At 66.7% G+C, this 15,802-nt stretch carries 14 protein-coding genes; 1 reads left to right on the forward strand and 13 read right to left on the reverse strand.

All coding sequences use genetic code 11. From position 1 onward, the window contains the following. Positions 1-2 precede the first annotated feature (2 nt). The 12 genes from hflK to ndk all read right to left on the reverse strand — a co-directional run bounded on the left by hflK (position 3) and on the right by ndk (position 13,169). Positions 3-1,388, reverse strand: a complete 1,386-nt coding sequence (gene hflK, locus BKK81_RS13810) for an FtsH protease activity modulator HflK (RefSeq protein WP_071016467.1) — start codon at positions 1,386-1,388, stop codon at positions 3-5. A gap of 95 nt (positions 1,389-1,483) precedes the next feature. Then, complete coding sequence (gene hflX / locus BKK81_RS13815) at positions 1,484-2,749, reverse strand: GTPase HflX (protein ID WP_071013929.1); 1,266 nt, start codon at positions 2,747-2,749, stop codon at positions 1,484-1,486. A gap of 236 nt (positions 2,750-2,985) precedes the next feature. Next, complete coding sequence (gene hfq / locus BKK81_RS13820; protein WP_006577126.1) at positions 2,986-3,225, reverse strand: RNA chaperone Hfq; 240 nt, start codon at positions 3,223-3,225, stop codon at positions 2,986-2,988. 210 nt (positions 3,226-3,435) lie between these two features. Then, on the reverse strand, positions 3,436-4,779 hold the full coding sequence (gene der, locus BKK81_RS13825; RefSeq protein ID WP_071013931.1) for a ribosome biogenesis GTPase Der: 1,344 nt from the start codon (positions 4,777-4,779) through the stop codon (positions 3,436-3,438). A 215-nt stretch (positions 4,780-4,994) separates the two neighbouring features. Then, positions 4,995-6,176, reverse strand: coding sequence for an outer membrane protein assembly factor BamB (gene bamB, locus BKK81_RS13830; RefSeq protein WP_071013934.1), 1,182 nt, complete (start codon positions 6,174-6,176; stop codon positions 4,995-4,997). 42 nt (positions 6,177-6,218) lie between these two features. Then, positions 6,219-6,851 (reverse strand): YfgM family protein, encoded by a 633-nt coding sequence (locus BKK81_RS13835; protein WP_071013937.1) that lies wholly within the window; start codon positions 6,849-6,851, stop codon positions 6,219-6,221. A gap of 110 nt (positions 6,852-6,961) precedes the next feature. After that, positions 6,962-8,269, reverse strand: a complete 1,308-nt coding sequence (gene hisS, locus BKK81_RS13840) for a histidine--tRNA ligase (RefSeq protein ID WP_442873398.1) — start codon at positions 8,267-8,269, stop codon at positions 6,962-6,964. A gap of 91 nt (positions 8,270-8,360) precedes the next feature. Beyond that, positions 8,361-9,653, reverse strand: a complete 1,293-nt coding sequence (gene ispG, locus BKK81_RS13845; protein WP_071013942.1) for a flavodoxin-dependent (E)-4-hydroxy-3-methylbut-2-enyl-diphosphate synthase — start codon at positions 9,651-9,653, stop codon at positions 8,361-8,363. A 38-nt stretch (positions 9,654-9,691) separates the two neighbouring features. After that, on the reverse strand, positions 9,692-10,726 hold the full coding sequence (locus BKK81_RS13850; RefSeq protein WP_071013944.1) for a helix-turn-helix domain-containing protein: 1,035 nt from the start codon (positions 10,724-10,726) through the stop codon (positions 9,692-9,694). Beyond that, complete coding sequence (gene pilW / locus BKK81_RS13855) at positions 10,719-11,495, reverse strand: type IV pilus biogenesis/stability protein PilW (RefSeq protein WP_071013947.1); 777 nt, start codon at positions 11,493-11,495, stop codon at positions 10,719-10,721. The genes BKK81_RS13850 and pilW overlap by 8 nt, the downstream gene beginning before the upstream one ends. Beyond that, positions 11,492-12,655, reverse strand: a complete 1,164-nt coding sequence (rlmN, locus tag BKK81_RS13860; RefSeq protein WP_071013949.1) for a 23S rRNA (adenine(2503)-C(2))-methyltransferase RlmN — start codon at positions 12,653-12,655, stop codon at positions 11,492-11,494. The genes pilW and rlmN overlap by 4 nt, the downstream gene beginning before the upstream one ends. 88 nt (positions 12,656-12,743) lie before the next feature. Next, complete coding sequence (ndk, locus tag BKK81_RS13865) at positions 12,744-13,169, reverse strand: nucleoside-diphosphate kinase (protein WP_071013952.1); 426 nt, start codon at positions 13,167-13,169, stop codon at positions 12,744-12,746. 341 nt (positions 13,170-13,510) lie between these two features. Between ndk and BKK81_RS13870 the strand changes: the two genes are divergently transcribed. Then, positions 13,511-14,212, forward strand: coding sequence for a Bax inhibitor-1/YccA family protein (locus BKK81_RS13870; protein WP_071013954.1), 702 nt, complete (start codon positions 13,511-13,513; stop codon positions 14,210-14,212). A 109-nt stretch (positions 14,213-14,321) separates the two neighbouring features. On the opposite strand, the gene rlmD is transcribed toward BKK81_RS13870, so the two are convergent. Further along, positions 14,322-15,626: a 23S rRNA (uracil(1939)-C(5))-methyltransferase RlmD gene (gene rlmD, locus BKK81_RS13875; protein WP_071013957.1), complete on the reverse strand. Its 1,305-nt coding sequence runs from the start codon at positions 15,624-15,626 to the stop codon at positions 14,322-14,324. Positions 15,627-15,802: the final 176 nt, after the last annotated feature.

Raw genomic sequence — 15,802 nt, forward strand, 5'->3', positions numbered from 1 at the left:
CCTCAGCGCGAGTCGCGGTCGCGGTTGCGCAGGGCATCGCGCGAACGGCTGCTGTCGCCGGACATGTCGGGCGCCGAAGCTGCGCCCGCACCGCTGGCCGACTGCGACGATGCCGGCGTCTGCGCGGCGGGCGCCGCGCCACGCGCGTCACCCTGCGCCTGTGCCAGCAGCTTGTCCAGCGGGAGGTAGAGAAGGTTGCCGCCCTGGCGGGCATCGACCAGGATCTTGGTCGTGTTGCTGTAGATCTGCTGCATGGTCTCCAGGTAGATCCGGTCACGCGTGACCTGCGGTGCCTTGGCGTACTCGGCCTGAACCTGGCGGAAACGCGAGCCATCGCCCTCGGCCTGGGCCACCACGCGCGCCTTGTAGGCCTCGGCTTCCTCCACCAGGCGCGCCGCCGTGCCCTTGGCACGCGGGATCACGTCGTTGGCGTACGCCTGGCCTTCGCTGATCGCGCGCTCGCGATCCTGGCTGGCCTTGTTGACGTCATCGAACGCCGCCTGCACCTGCTCGGGCGGCTGCACGCTCTGCACGTTGACGGAAATCACGCGGATGCCCGACTTGTAGGCGCTCAGGATGCCCTGGATCGACTTTGCCAGCGACTGCGCGATCTGCTCGCGGTTCTCGTAAAGCGCCGCATCCATGCGGTTGCGGCCGATGATCTCGCGCACCGAGGTCTCGGCGGCCTGGGTCACCAGTTCCTCGTCACCGCCACGCTCGGTCTTGTTGTAGAAGAGGTAGTCCTGCGCATTGTCGATGTCGTACTGCACCGTGAAGCGCACGTCGATGATGTTCTCGTCCTGCGTCAGCATCGACGAGTCCTTCAGGTTCGTATCCTTGATCGAGGTCGAACGGCCCACCTCGACCGAACGCACGGCCGACAGGTTGACGATTTCGGCCGACTGGATCGGCCAGGGCAGGCGCCAGTTGATACCCGGGCCGGTGCTGTACTTGAACTTGCCGAACTGCAGGATGACGGCGGTCTGGCCTTCCTGCACCATGAAGAAGCCGCTGGCCAGCCAGATACCGAGCGCGGCCACGACGATGACGCCGACACCGACGCCGGAACCCTTGCCACCCGGGCGGGGTGCGCCGCCGAAGCCCTGGTTGCCGCCACCGCCCTGGTCCTTGCGGCCCAGCAGGCCGTTCAGGCGCCGGTTGAAATCCCGCCAGAGTTCGTCGAGATCGGGCGGGCCGTCAGGCCGCTGGTTCTGCTGACGATTGTCGTCGCGCCCTTCCTTGTCGCGCCCCTCGTCATCCTGACCATTGCGGCCCCAACGGGGATCGTTCAGCGAGAAGATGGCGCGTAGCCGCAGCCAAGCCTCGCGCAACGGGGCTGCGCCGCCGGCGAGGCGGTGCGAGGCAGGATTCCGGGAGAACTGGGGCATGAAGTGCACGGGTCCAGGAAGTTTGTAACAGGGGGATTCTAGCAGCCATCGACGCCACATTTGGCGAACCCGGCCAAATTGCCGGCGAATTGCGGCTAACGGGCGGGAACCTGGGCGCTGCCGGCTTCCCCGTCAGCGCCGCCCTCGGCGTCATCCGCCCCCTGCTCGCCGGCACCGCCGTGCGGCGCCATCTCGGTCAGGTGCGCCAGGCGCGGGTCGAGCGGCTCGGGATCGTCCGGCCGTTCGGCCAGCCAGTGCGCGACCTCGACGATGGCCCCACGCAGCGCTTCCAGGCCCAGCCCTTCGCGCGCACTGACGAAGACGCGCGTCGGCACGCCCGCTTCGTCCCGCTCCACGCGCGGACCCTGCGCAGCCAGTTCGGGCGACGCATCGATCTTGTTCATCACGACGATCTGCCGGATATCCGCCGCGTCGATCTCCGCCAGCACCCGGTTGACCTGTTCCACCTGCTCGTGCCGCACCGCGCTGGAAGCATCGACCACGTGCAGCAGCAGGTCGGCGTGCACGGTCTCCTCGAGCGTGGCACGGAAGGCCGCCACCAGTTGCGTGGGCAGGTCGCGGATGAAGCCGACGGTGTCGGACAGCACCACATTGCCCAGACCCTCCAGGTACAGGCGGCGCGAAGTCGTGTCGAGCGTGGCGAACAGTTGGTCGGCCGCATAGGCGCGCGCCTTGGTCAGCGCATTGAACAGCGTCGACTTGCCCGCGTTGGTATAGCCCACCAGCGAGATGCTCAGCGTGTCGTTTCGTTCGCGCGCGCGCCGGCGCGTGCTGTGCTGGCGCTGCAGCCGCGCGAGGTCGGACTTGAGCCTCTTGGCCCGGTCGTCCAGCATGCGGCGGTCCAGTTCGAGCTGACGTTCGCCAGGGCCGCCGCGCATGCCGATACCGCCCTTCTGCCGCTCCAGGTGGCTCCAGGCGCGGACCAGGCGCGAGGCCTGGTACTGGACCTGGGCCAGCTCCACCTGCACCTTGCCGACGTGGCTCTGCGCGCGCTGCGCGAAGATGTCCAGGATCAGGCCGGTGCGATCGATGACGTGGCGGTTCAGGAAGCGCTCGAGGTTGCGCTGCTGCGCCGGGCTCAAGGCATGGTTGAACACGACCACGTCGGCATCGAGCGCATCGGCGGCCTCCCGCAGTTCCTCGGCCTTGCCCGAGCCGATGAACAGCGAGGGGTCGGGACGCGAGCGCTTGCCGGTCAGCGTATGGACGGGCAGCGAACCGGCCGTCGTGGCCAGCAGCGCCAGTTCGCCCAGGCTCTCCTGGAAGTCGTGCTTGCCGAAATCGACGCCGACCAGGATGGCGCGGGTGGGCGCGGAATTAGAAGTGTCTCTGGGTTGCAAGCGGGTCGGGCGCAGCGCGCCGGGGGGAAATCAGGGTGGAATAGCCTGCCACGCGTTTGGCGCCGGGGCCAATTGTGCCCGGCCGGTCGATCACACGGCGGGGGAGTGGCGCAGGTGCCGGCATACCGCAATCGGCCAGGCCTAGAGCAGCGCCGCCGCCCTCGCGGGGCGGCGGCACCGATCCGTAAAACGATAGCCGCGCGGGCGCGCGGCTGGCGATGTCGGTCGCCGTCGTATCAGCCTTCGGCCGAATCATCGACGCGGAAATTGACCGCGCGCGCCGGGACGACGGTGGAGATCGCATGCTTGTAGACCATCTGCGTCACCGTGTTGCGCAGCAGGACGACGTACTGATCGAAGGACTCGATATTGCCCTGCAGCTTGATGCCATTGACGAGATAGATGGAAACCGGCACGTGCTCCTTGCGCAGCGCGTTCAGGAACGGGTCTTGTAGCAGTTGCCCTTTGTTGCTCATGGCACACTCCAAATTTATAGGTTTAGTGATGATCAATGGGGACATCAGTCCCCGATTTCAAGTCGATCGGCGCAAGAACGCGCCAGAAAAAAAACAAAACGGTGGTACCAAGCCGGTTTCAACAGGCGGGTGGCCCCGCTTACGTGAATTTAGCCTCAGTTCCAAGCGAACGCAAACGAAACTTGCCGTGGCAAACGCCCCGGCGCCGACTCACTCGTTCGATTCCGCAAACGGGTTTTTGTTCGTACGGAATTCGATGCGCAGCGGCGTGCCCTTGAGGTTGAACGCCGCACGGAATCGGTTCTCCAAGTAGCGCCGGTAGGTCTCCGGCACGCCCGACAGGGAGTTCCCATGCACCACGATGATGGGCGGATTGGAACCACCCTGGTGCGCGTAGCGCAGCTTCGGCCGGGTCGCACCGACGCGGCGCGGCTGCTGGAACTGCACGGCCTCCTCCAGCACCCGCGTCAGGCGCGGCGTCGGCATCTTGATCATGGCCGCCGCGTAGGCTTCGTCGACCGAGCGCATCAACGCGCCGATGCCGGAGCGCTCGCGCGCGGAGATGAAGTGGAAGTTGGCGAAGTCGAGGAACTGCAGCTTGCGCTGCAGATCGTGCTTGATGCGGTCGCGGGCGTGGCCGTCCAGCCCGTCCCACTTATTGACGCCGACTACCAGCGCCCGTCCCGACTCGACCACGAAGCCGGCGATGTGAGCGTCCTGGTCGGACACGTCCTGCTGGGCGTCGAGCAACAGCACGACCACGTTCGCATCGTCGATGGACTGCAGCGTCTTCACCACCGAGAACTTCTCGATCGCCTCGAACACCTTGCCGCGCCGGCGCAGGCCGGCCGTGTCGATCAGGGTATAGGGCTTGCCCCCGCGCTCGAATTCCACATAGATGGCATCGCGCGTGGTACCCGGCATGTCGAAGGCGATCACGCGCTCTTCGCCGATCAACGTGTTGACCAGGGTCGACTTGCCGACGTTGGGACGACCGACGATCGCGATCTTGGTGCCACGGGCACCCGCGTCATCCGTCTCGGCAAGCTCGGGGCGCTCCTGCACGGCGATCTCGAGCGCTTCGTCGACGAGCTCGCGCACGCCATCGCCGTGGGTGGACGAGATGGCATAGGGATCGCCCATGCCGAGCTCGTAGAAGTCGGCCGCCACCGAGGTGTACTTCATGCCCTCGGCCTTGTTGACGGCGAGCATCACGCGCCGGCCGGTCTTGCGCAGGTAATCGGCGATGACGCGATCCTGCGGCGCCAGGCCGAGACGGCCGTCGACGAGGAAGATCACGACATCGGCTTCGACCACGGCCTGGCGCGTCTGCTTGGCCATCTCGGCCATGATGCCGTCCTTGGCCACGGGCTCGAAGCCGCCGGTATCGATGACGATGAATGGCCGCTCGCCGATGCGCCCCTCGCCATAGTGGCGATCACGCGTCAGCCCGGGCAGGTCGGCGACGAGGGCGTCGCGCGAGCGGGTCATGCGATTGAATAGCGTCGACTTGCCCACATTGGGCCGTCCGACGAGTGCGATAACTGGTTTCATGCAAAAAAAGGAAGCGGGGGCCGGCACCTGCCGCCCCCCGGGCTCCGGAGTCATATTGGTCCGACGGCAGGCCGCATCTGAGCGCGGCCTGCCGCTTGTCCTGTCGGGATCCTCCGCGCCGCGGCGCGGTTCATGCTACCGGATCAGCGCCGCCCCCGCCGACAGGTGCGCGGGCGGCGCCGTGTACTGGCGCGCGGCTGGCGCCGCGCCGCCGCTCAGTCCGGCACGTAGCCGTAGAGATCGCCGTCGCGGGTCTGTACCACCAGCGTCTGGCCGGCAAGGACCGGCGCTGCGCCGATCGCGCTGCCATCGGTCTTCATGCGCGCCACGATCTGGCCGTCGTCGCGCGACAGGAAATGCACATACCCTTCGAAATCCCCCACCACTACCGAGCGGCCCACCACGGTCGGGATACCGAGGCGGCGGTTCTGCAGCTGGTCGTCCTTCCAGCGCTCATTGCCATTCTGGCGGTCGAAGGCGTGGACCACCGAGCGCTCATCGCTGGCGAACAGGGTCGTCTCGTCCTGGGCCAGGCCCGCCGGCGACGAGAAGTCGCGCGCCCATTGCGGCTGTCCATTCGACAGCTCCAGGCAGGCGATACGCCCCTGGAAGGTCGTCGCGCAGACCTGACGTCCCATCACCACCGGCGAGCCGGTGACGTCGTTCAGGCGCTCGATCTCCGAAACCCCCTTCGGATAGGACACGGTGCTTTCCCAGCGCAGCACGCCGTTGGATGGCGCCAGAACGCCGAGCTTGCCGCCCGGGAAGCCCATCACGATGCCGTCGCCGGCGAACACCATGCCCATGCCGGCGCGCAGGTTCAGCGCCGCCTGTGAGCGCTGGTAGATCCAGCGGCGATCGCCGTTCTGTGCATCGAGGCCGAGCACGCGCGTATCGGTGGTGCGCACCACGACCATGCCATTGCCGACCAGGGGCGTGGACAGTACTTCACCGTTGACCTGCTTCTTCCAGATCTGCTTGCCGGTATTGTCGAACGCGTAGATCACGCCCTTCTCGCCCGCCACCGCCGTCACGTTGCCGTCGCTGCCGGGACCGGTGGTCAGGTCGACGTCGGTCTCCGCCTTCCACAGCACGCGGCCGCTGGCGCCTTCCAGCGCCACCACCTTGCCGCCGTTCGAAGAGGCATAGACCTTGCCGTCGGCCACGGTGGGCTGCAGGATGTACGGACCGCTCTTGCCGACGCCGGCCTTCCAGGCCTGGCGCACCGACAGCGTCGCCGTGATCGGCTTGAGCTCGGCCGGCGGATGCTTGTCCTCCTTGCCGAACAACGAGCAACCGCCCAGCACCGCCAGGCAGGCGCCGACGGCCATGGCACGGGCCAGGGCACCGCCGCGCTGGCTGGAGGCGGATCCGACTGCGGAAAGCAATGACGTCATAAGGTTCCGATAGTGTTTTGGGTGAGAACGCGCGAGGCGGGATCAGGCCGTACCGAGCGCGTCCAGCTTGAACTGGATGATCTGGCGCATCGCGGCGTCGCCGCCGCCGAGCTTGTCGATGGCCTGCTGGTAGGCTGCACGCGCGTCGGCCCGCTTTTCCTGGGCGGCCAGCAGATCACCGCGGCGATCCGCGTACAGCGCGGCAAACGCGGCCGGCGGCTCGCCGGCCAGCAGGGCCAGCCCCTGATCGTATGCCTTTTCGTCCAGCAGCAGCCCGGCCAGGCGCACGCGCGCCAGGCTGGCATATTCGGCGTTGCCGTGATCGATGGCCCACTGCAACTGCGTCTTGGCCGTGGCGAGATCGCCTGCATCGTACAGCACCTTGGCCGCCACCAGCGCGCTCATCGGACCGTAGGCGGTCTTGCCGAACTTCTCTTCCAGGTCGCCGGCAGCGCGCTTGAGCAGCGCTGCGTCGCGTGCATCCGCGGCCTTCAGCACCTGTTCATAGAGCACGGCCGCCTCGGCGGCCTGCTTGCGCTGCCAGTACTTCCAGCCGTTCCAGCCAGCAAAGACCAGCAGGCCGGCAATCACCAGCCAGGTCAGGGCGTTGCCATACTGGCGCCACCAGGCCTTGAGACTCTCAAGCTGTTCCTGTTCTTCTAGATCGTAAGCCATATCGAGGCGTCTACCGGAGTGTAAGGTTCGCTGCGTTTGTCACATTCAGTGCTTGCCGCCGCCATCGCGCGAGTCGCCTCGACGCGGCAGCGGCCCTGGCTGGTGGCGTCCTATTCGCTGGCGCCCACCATGGCGTCGATGATGTGGTCGACCAGGGCCTCGAGCGGCACCGAGACCTGCTGCCCGCCACCCTCGGCCTGCGCGCCGCCGCGCAGTTCCTTGACCTGGGCCGCGCCGGCGGCCATTTCATCGTCGCCAATGATAACGGCGTAAGCAGCACCGCTACCGTCGGCGCGCTTCATCTGCGACTTGAAGCTGCCGCTCTTGCCGTCGGCCGTGGCATGCAGCACCACGTCCAGCCCGGCATCGCGCAGGCGCTCGGCGGCGATCATCGCCTGCTGTGCGGCGGCCTCGCCCTGGTGCACCAGGTAGACGTCGCAACCCTCGGCCTCGGGCACGAGCCCTTCCTCGCGGATCAGTTCGATGATGCGCTCGATCCCCATGGCCCAGCCGCAGGCCGGCGCCGCTTTGCCACCCATCTGGCTGATCAGCGGATCGTAGCGGCCACCGCCGGCGATGGTACCCTGCGCGCCGAGCTTGTCCGTGATCCACTCGAACACGGTCAGGTTGTAGTAATCGAGCCCGCGCACCAGGCGCGGGTTGATGGTGAACGGCACGTTGTTGGCCTTCAGCAGGCGCTGTACGCCATCGAAGTGGGCCAGCGACTCCTCGCCGAGGAAATCGATCAGCTTGGGCGCGTTGGCTGCCATCTCCTGCAGCGCGGGATTCTTGGTGTCGAGCACGCGCAGCGGATTGGTGTAGAGACGGCGCTTGCTATCCTCATCGAGGATGTCCTGGAAGCCCTCCAGGTACTTGATCAGTTCCTCGCGGTGCGCGGCGCGCTCATGCGCCTGGCCGAGCGAGTTCAGTTCCAGCCGGACACCGACCAGGCCCAGGTCATCCCACAGGCGCTGGCACATCAGGATGATCTCAGCGTCGACGTCCGGACCGGCAAAACCCAGCGCCTCGGCGCCAAGCTGGTGGAACTGCCGGTAGCGGCCGCGCTGCGGACGCTCGTGGCGGAACATCGGGCCGGTGTACCACAGCCGCTTCGGGCCGTCGTACAGCAGGTTGTGCTCGATGGTGGCACGCACCGCCGCCGCCGTGCCTTCGGGGCGCAGCGTCAGGTGCTCGCCGTTCAGCGCATCGGTGAAGGAGTACATCTCCTTCTCGACGATATCGGTCACCTCGCCGATGCCACGCACGAACAGTTGCGTATGCTCAACGATAGGCGTACGCAGTTGCTGGTAGCCATAGGCGCGCAGCATGGCGCGGGCCGCATTCTCGAAATGCTCCCACAGCGCCGCATCGGCGGGCAGCATGTCGTTCATGCCCTTCACGCCCTTGATGGCCTGCATCGGCTTGGCCTTGGCCTGGCTCTCGGTCTTGGCAGCGTCGGCTGCCGGCTTCACGGATTCGCTCATCTTTTCCAATCTTGCCGCGGCGCCCTCAGGCGGCCGCCTCGGCCGCCGCCTTCACGGCGCCCGGTCCATAGTGCGTACGCACATACTCATCGACGATCGCCTGGAACTCCTCGGCGATGCGTTCTCCGCGCAGCGTCCTGACCTTGACGCCGTCGACGAACACCGGTGCCGCCGGCGACTCGCCCGAGCCCGGCAACGAGATGCCGATATTGGCATGCTTGCTCTCGCCCGGACCGTTGACGATGCAGCCCATCACGGCCACGTCCATCTCTTCAACGCCCGGGTAGGCGGTCTTCCATACCGGCATCTGCTCGCGCAGGTAGGCCTGGATGCTGGCAGCCAGCTCCTGGAATACCGTGCTGGTGGTACGCCCGCAGCCCGGGCAGGCAATCACCATCGGGGTGAAATTGCGCAGTCCCATGGTCTGCAGGATTTCCTGCCCCACGTAGACCTCCTTCTCGCGCGGCGCTCCCGGCTCAGGCGTCAGCGAGATGCGGATGGTGTCACCGATGCCTTCCTGCAGCAGCACCGACAGCGCGGCGGTGGAAGCGACGATGCCCTTGCTGCCCATGCCGGCCTCGGTCAGGCCCAGGTGCAGCGCATATTCGCAGCGGCGTGCCAGTTCGCGGTAGACGGCGATCAATTCCTGCACCTGCGAGACCTTGCACGACAGGATGATCTGGTTGCCCGGCAGCCCGATCTCCTCGGCCTTGCGCGCCGACTCGATGGCCGAGGTGATCAGCGCCTCGACCATCACGCTCTGGGCCGGCCACGGCTCGGCGCGGTTCCCGTTCTCGTCCATGATGCGCGCGAGCAGGTCCTGGTCGAGGCTGCCCCAGTTGACGCCGATACGCACCGGCTTCTGGTAGCGGCAAGCCATCTCGATCATCTGGGCGAACTGCGTGTCGCGCTTGGCGCCCTGGCCGACGTTGCCGGGGTTGATACGGTACTTCGACAGCGCTTCGGCGCAGGCCGGATGGTCCTGCAGCAGCTTGTGGCCGTTGTAGTGGAAATCGCCGACCAGCGGCACGTCGATCCCCATGCGGTCGAGCTGCTCGCGGATGGCGGGCACGGCCGCCGCAGCCTCCGGCGTGTTCACGGTGATGCGCACGATCTCCGAGCCGGCACGGGCCAGTTCCTTGATCTGGATGGCGGTGCCGATCGCGTCAACCGTATCGGTGTTGGTCATCGACTGCACGCGCACCGGTGCATCGCCGCCGATGGTGACGACATTGCCGCCCCAGACGACGCGCGCCTGGCGCGTCTGCCGGCGCGGTTGCGAGCCGGGCAGTACCGGCTGACAGGCCTGTTGGTTCATGGTCAATCCTACCTTGCTAAGCTGCTCGCCCGCTGCCCTCAGGGCAGCGTCAGGCGCGCCACGTTATTGCGGTTGGCCGCCTGCAGGTCGACCGGCGCGCCATTGCGGGTCATCGATTCGACGCCCTTTACGTTGCCGATCACTACCTTGTAGGGAGCCTCGCCGCCACCGCTGACTTCCTGTCCAGCCTTGGCGGAACCACCCAGCACGACCTTGCCGCGGCGATCGCGGATCTCGTACCAGGTCTCGGCGGCGAACCGGATCTGCAGCTCGCCATTGCCGGCGGCTGCCGTCGCGGCCGGGCTGGCCGGCGCTGCCGCCACGGGCGCCGAAGCTGCCGCAGCCGCCGTTGCCGCCGCAGCCGGCACAGTGGCTGCGGGCACCTGGGCCGCAGGCACGGACGCCGTCGCCGCTGCACCGCTCGCAGCCGCACCGCTGGCGGCCGAAGTATCCTCGGACGGCGCCGGACTGTCGGCACCGTTCATGACCGTGGGCAGGGTCGCCGAGACCGTGCCCGGGGCGGCATCGGGTTGGGATGCTGCAGCATCTTCCGCCGGCTGGGCATTGACGGCGGCCTTGCGCGCTTCCAGCCATTCCTTGGCGTGGTCCAGGCCGAAATAGGCACCGGCGCCGATCACCACGACCACCAGTGCCAGCCAGATCCAGCGCCCACCCGAACTGCGCGAGCCGACCGGGCTGCGCGAGGCGAAGCGGTTGCGCCCATCGAAGCTCTGGTTCAACCCGCCGTCGCGGCGCGCGACCAGATCGACGGTCGGTTCCGGACTGGGTTGCAGCCGTGCCAGCAGCGCGTCGACGTCGGCATGGAGCATGCGCGCATAGGCGCGCATCACGCCCTTGGCGAAGATGACGTCCGGCATGCCGCCCAGCTCACCCGCCTCGAGCGCCTTGAGCTTGGCGGCGGCGACCTTCAGCCGCGCGCTGACATCCTCGATGGAAAGACGCTGCGCCTCGCGGGCCTCGGCCAGCCGCGCGCCGATCTCGCGCACGACCGCATCGCGCTCGGCGCTACCTGCCGAAGGCTGGCTGTCGACGCGATCCCCCTGTTCACTCATCCCAAGCTCCTTGTTCATATGCGGCCAGTTCGGGCGACTCCGGGAAGCGGCTGCGCAACTGCGCAATCATCGCCTCCTGCGCGGCAGCGTCGCCCTGCCGGTGGGCAATGCGCGCTCCCAGCCAGAGGGATTGCGCGCTGGCGGCACTGCCGCCATTGACGCGCCCGACGATCTGCCAGGCACGCGGGAATTCGCCGCGCCGGTAGTAGACCAGCGCGAGGTTGGTGATCGCCGCCGCGTTGCTGCGATCGTAGCCGAGGGCCCTCTGCAGGCTCTTCTCGGCGCCGTCGAGGTCGCCGCGGCGCAGCCGGCAGACGCCCAGGCTGATCTGCGGCTTGAGCGGGCCGCTGGCCGACGGGGCGGCGACGGCACGCTCCAGCATCGGCAGCGCCTCCTGGTAGCGCGCCTGCTGGCACAGGAACCAGCCGAAGTTATTGAGCAGGTCGCCATCGTCACCACGCAGCGACAGCGCGCTGCGGAAGCTCTGCTCGGCCAGTGCGCCCTCGTTCATGTTCGCGTAGACCAGTGCGCGCACATGGTAGGCATCCGCCAGTTCGGGATCGATGGCGATGGCCTGCTGCGCCTCCTCCAGCGCAACGGCGTTCTGGCCCGCCTGCATGTAGTTGGTGGCCAGCTGCAGGCGGATGATGGCGCGCCGCTTGAGGTCAGCCTGGCTGTTCGCCTGGACCTCCGGCGCCGGCGGACGCGGCGCCTGGCAGGCGGTCAGCATCACCAGCCCCAGCAGGGCCGCGATCAACAGGCGCATCATGCAGGGCGAACCTCCCGGGACGGCGTGTCCGGGCCGCTGGCGGCAACGGGCACGAGCGGCGTGATCTTGCCGAACTTGCCGCGTTCGGCCAGCCGGGTGCGGTCCTTGACCTCGCCGGCCAGCTGCCCGCAGGCGGCGTCGATATCGTCGCCGCGCGTCTTGCGGATGGTAGTGACGATACCGGCATCCATCAGCACTTGGGCAAAGCGGCGGATCTGCTCGTTTCCCGAGCGCTTGAGGCCGGATTCCGGGAAGGGATTGAAGGGAATCAGGTTGAACTTGCAGGGCACATCGGCCACCAGTTGCAACAGTTCCCGCGCATGCTCGACGCCATCATTGACGCCGTCCAGCATGCAGTATTCGAAAGTGATGAAATCGCGCGGCGCGAACTCCAGGTAGCGGCGGCATGCCGCCATCAGCTCGGCCAGCGGGTACTTCTTGTTCAGCGGCACCAGCATGTCGCGCAACGGATCGTTGGACGCGTGCAGCGATACTGCCAGCGCGACCGGCAGGTCCTTGGCCAGGCGATCCATCATGGGCACCACGCCCGAGGTGGACAGCGTGACGCGGCGGCGCGACAGTCCATAGGCATTGTCGTCCAGCATCAGGCGCATGGCCGGCACCACCTGGTCGTAGTTCAGCAGAGGCTCGCCCATGCCCATCATCACCACGTTGGAGATGACACGGTCGTCCTTCGGGCCGCGCCCGAGGCGTGCGCGCATGGCGAACTCCGCCATCCAGAGCTGGCCGATGATCTCGCCCGCGCTCAGGTTGCGCGAAAAGCCCTGCTTGCCGGTGGAGCAGAAACGGCAATTGACGGCACATCCCGCCTGCGAGGAAACACACAGCGTGCCGCGTGTCTCCTCCGGGATGTAGACCGTCTCCACCGCATTGCCGGCGCCGACGTCGAGCAGCCACTTGCGCGTACCGTCCGCCGATTCATGATCGGCGATGACGGACGGCGCCCGGATCTCGGCCCGCGTCGCGAGCTTCTCGCGCAGCGACTTGGCGAGATCCGACATGGCATCGAAGCGGCTGGCACCGAACTGGTGGATCCAGCGCTGCAGCTGCCGCGCACGAAACGGCTTCTCGCCGAGCTCGCCGCAATAGGCGGTGAGCGCGTCCGCGTCCAGATCGAGCAGGTTGACGAGATCGTTCATGAGGGCAGCTTGGGTCTTGCGTCTTGCTTGAGGCGTTTGAAGCGCTGCGAGTCGCTTTGAGTCTAGTCCTGGGCTACAGGCGAGACAATCAGCGGCTGTAAACGTTCATGCCGGGGAAGAAGAAAGCCACTTCCACGGCTGCGGTTTCCGGCGCGTCCGAACCGTGCACGGCGTTGGCGTCGATGCTGTCGGCGAAGTCGGCGCGGATGGTGCCCTTCTCGGCCTTCTTCGGGTCGGTGGCGCCCATCAGGTCGCGGTTCTTGCTGATGGCGCTTTCGCCTTCCAGGGCCTGGATCATGACCGGGCCGGAGACCATGAAGTCAACCAGGTCCTTGAAGAAGGGACGCTCCTTGTGCACAGCGTAGAACTGCTCGGCTTCGCCGCGCGACAGGTGCACCATCTTGGCGGCAATGATCTTCAGGCCGGCAGCTTCGAAACGGGCGTAGATCTGGCCGATGACGTTCTTGGCCACGGCATCCGGCTTGATAATCGAGAGGGTGCGTTCGATCGCCATAAAAACTCCGAAAAATGAAGGGGTTACAAATGGATTAAACCTGCAATTCTAGCACGAGACAATGAACGCACGGCGTATCCGGCAATGGCGCGTGGGCCGTCGGCGGGGCGCCGGTGCAGCCGCCCGCACCTGTGCCTTCTACCATACATTCAAGAATAGCCATGATTGTCGGGAACAGATTGCGAGTTTTCTCGCTCCAATGCGAGCAAGTGTGAAGGCAGCAGCACCCTGATGTGCCGTATAAGCTGCCCAGGCCTTGCAATTCGGGCCATGCGATGCCACATTGCCACTGAGCCCGCCCGGGCCCGCCCGGCGCCTCACCTTTCGAGACAGGAGTCACCATGGACAACAAGCTGAACACCTACGGTTTCGGCAATGCAGGGAGCGTCACCGATGTCACGGTGCGCAACAGGGTCTTGCGCAACACCTACTGGCTGCTGGCCATTTCGATGATCCCGACGGTGCTCGGCGCCTGGATCGGCGTCGTCAGCGGCTTCAGCCTGATGGCCGGGCGCCCCGGCCTGTCGCTGATCCTGTTCCTGGGCATCGCCTTCGCCTTCTTCTACGGCATCGAGAAGACCAAGAACAGCGGCATGGGCGTGGTCCTGCTGCTGGCCTTTACCTTCTTCATGGGCCTGATGCTGTCGCGCCTGATCAATGCGACGCTGCAGTTCTCCAACGGACCGGCGCTGATCATGTATGCCTTCGGCGGCACAGCGGCCGTATTCGGCGCCATGGCGACGGTGGCCACCGTCAGCAAGCGCGATTTCTCCGGTCTGGGCAAATTCCTCTTCGTCGGCGTGATCCTGCTGTTGCTGGCCAGCGTGGCCAATATCTGGCTGCAACTGCCGTCGCTGATGATCACCGTGTCGGTGATCGCCATCGGCATCTTCTCCGCCTACATCCTGTTCGACGTGCAGCGCGTGGTCAACGGGGGCGAGACCAACTACGTGACCGCCACCCTGGCGATCTACCTGGATGTCTACAACGTGTTTGCCAACCTGCTCGCTCTGCTGGGCATCTTCGGCGGCAACCGCGACTGACGGGCTCGGTGCGCCCGGCCCGGGATGCACCGGCAACAAAGAAAAAAGAGCCGGCTTCATGCCGGCTCTTTTTCGTCCGGGTGGCCCTGGCCACCCTTGCCTGCCGGGCTCAGCCGCGCTCGAACACCGCGATCGACTCCACGTGCGAGGTGTGCGGGAACATGTTCACCACGCCGGCACCGGCCAGCCGGTAGCCTGCCTCGTGCACCAGCAGCCCGGCATCGCGCGCCAGCGTGGCCGGGTTGCAGGAGACGTAGACGATGCGCTGCGGCAGTACATCGCTACCCTGCTGGGCCAGTTCGCCCAGCGCCTTGCAGACGGCCAGCGCGCCTTCGCGCGGCGGGTCGACCAGCCAGCGGTCGAAACGGCCCAGCGCGGCAATGTCGGCGGCTTCCACCTCGAACAGGTTGCGGCAGGCGAACTCGGTCTTGTGATCCAGCCCATTGGCCTTGGCATTGGCCAGCGCGCGCGTGGTCAGCGCTTCGCTGCCTTCAATGCCCATTACCGAGCGCCCCTGGGTTGCCAGCGGCAGGGTGAAGTTGCCGATACCGCAGAACAGGTCCAGCAGGCGATCGCCGGGCTGCGCCTCGAGCAGTCGCAGCGCCCGGCCGATCAGCACGCGGTTGATCTGGTGGTTGACCTGGGTGAAATCGGTCGGCTTGAAAGGCATGCGGATACCGAACTCGGGCAGCGTGTAGGCCAGCTGCCGATCCAGCGGGTAGAAGGGCACCACCGTATCCGGCCCCTTGGGCTGCAGCCAGAACTGCACGCCGTGGCGATCGGCGAAGGCGCGCAGCAGGTCATGGTCTGCCTCGTTCAGCGGCTCCAGCACGCGCAGCACCAGCGCCGTGACATCGGCGCCGACCGCCAGCTCGATCTGCGGCATGCGGTCGCGGATCGACAGCCCCGCCACCAGTTCGCGCAGCGGCACCAGCAGCGCCGACACATGCGGCGGCAGCACCTCGCAGCGCGTCATGTCGGCCACATAGCTGCTCTTGCGCTCGTGGAAGCCCACCAGTACCCCGCCCTTCTTGGCGACGTGACGCACCGTCAGTCGCGCGCGGTAGCGGTAACCCCAGTCCGGGCCGGCGATGGGCCGGAACACTACGTCGGGACGGATCTTGGACAGGTGCCAGAGATTGTCCTCGAGCACGCGCTGCTTGATCGCCAGCTGGGCACGCCCATCCAGGTGCTGCATGGAGCAGCCACCGCAGACGCCGAAGTGCTGGCAACCCGGCTTCACCCGCATCACCGACTCCCGCTTGACCTCGACCAGGTGCGCCTGCTCGTAGCTGGGCTTGCGGCGGTAGCTGCGATAGCTGACCATTTCACCTGGCAGTGCCCCTTCGACGAAGATCACCTTGCCCGGCGTGCCGTCCTCGTTGACGAGGCGGCCGACGCCACGCGCCTCCATGTCAAGGCTGTCGATCTGGACAACGGGATCCGGCGCGGGCGCGGAAGCGGCGGGTGCGGCGCCGGCGGCACCCGAGGAAGGCTTGGCTTGGGAAGAAGACACGGCTTGGGACACCAGGGGAAGCTGTCGTATTGTTTTGCGAAAGCGCGATTGTATTCCAGTCGGAGTCCGCTCGC

Origin of the sequence: Cupriavidus sp. USMAHM13 (assembly GCF_001854285.1) — a bacterium.
Lineage (GTDB): Bacteria > Pseudomonadota > Gammaproteobacteria > Burkholderiales > Burkholderiaceae > Cupriavidus > Cupriavidus malaysiensis.

What these genes read in the sequence shown, in the direction of transcription:
- ndk (WP_071013952.1), bottom strand. Translation starts at nt 13,169, where the DNA reads ATGGCGATCGAACGCACCCTCTCGATTATCAAGCCGGATGCCGTGGCC.
- hflK (WP_071016467.1), bottom strand. Translation starts at nt 1,388, where the DNA reads ATGCCCCAGTTCTCCCGGAATCCTGCCTCGCACCGCCTCGCCGGCGGC.
- BKK81_RS13835 (WP_071013937.1), bottom strand. Translation starts at nt 6,851, where the DNA reads ATGGCTTACGATCTAGAAGAACAGGAACAGCTTGAGAGTCTCAAGGCC.
- der (WP_071013931.1), bottom strand. Translation starts at nt 4,779, where the DNA reads ATGAAACCAGTTATCGCACTCGTCGGACGGCCCAATGTGGGCAAGTCG.
- BKK81_RS13850 (WP_071013944.1), bottom strand. Translation starts at nt 10,726, where the DNA reads ATGAGTGAACAGGGGGATCGCGTCGACAGCCAGCCTTCGGCAGGTAGC.
- bamB (WP_071013934.1), bottom strand. Translation starts at nt 6,176, where the DNA reads ATGACGTCATTGCTTTCCGCAGTCGGATCCGCCTCCAGCCAGCGCGGC.
- rlmD (WP_071013957.1), bottom strand. Translation starts at nt 15,626, where the DNA reads ATGGAGGCGCGTGGCGTCGGCCGCCTCGTCAACGAGGACGGCACGCCG.
- hisS (WP_442873398.1), bottom strand. Translation starts at nt 8,269, where the DNA reads ATGCAGGCCATCAAGGGCGTGAAGGGCATGAACGACATGCTGCCCGCC.
- rlmN (WP_071013949.1), bottom strand. Translation starts at nt 12,655, where the DNA reads ATGAACGATCTCGTCAACCTGCTCGATCTGGACGCGGACGCGCTCACC.
- BKK81_RS13870 (WP_071013954.1), top strand. Translation starts at nt 13,511, where the DNA reads ATGGACAACAAGCTGAACACCTACGGTTTCGGCAATGCAGGGAGCGTC.
- pilW (WP_071013947.1), bottom strand. Translation starts at nt 11,495, where the DNA reads ATGATGCGCCTGTTGATCGCGGCCCTGCTGGGGCTGGTGATGCTGACC.
- ispG (WP_071013942.1), bottom strand. Translation starts at nt 9,653, where the DNA reads ATGAACCAACAGGCCTGTCAGCCGGTACTGCCCGGCTCGCAACCGCGC.
- hfq (WP_006577126.1), bottom strand. Translation starts at nt 3,225, where the DNA reads ATGAGCAACAAAGGGCAACTGCTACAAGACCCGTTCCTGAACGCGCTG.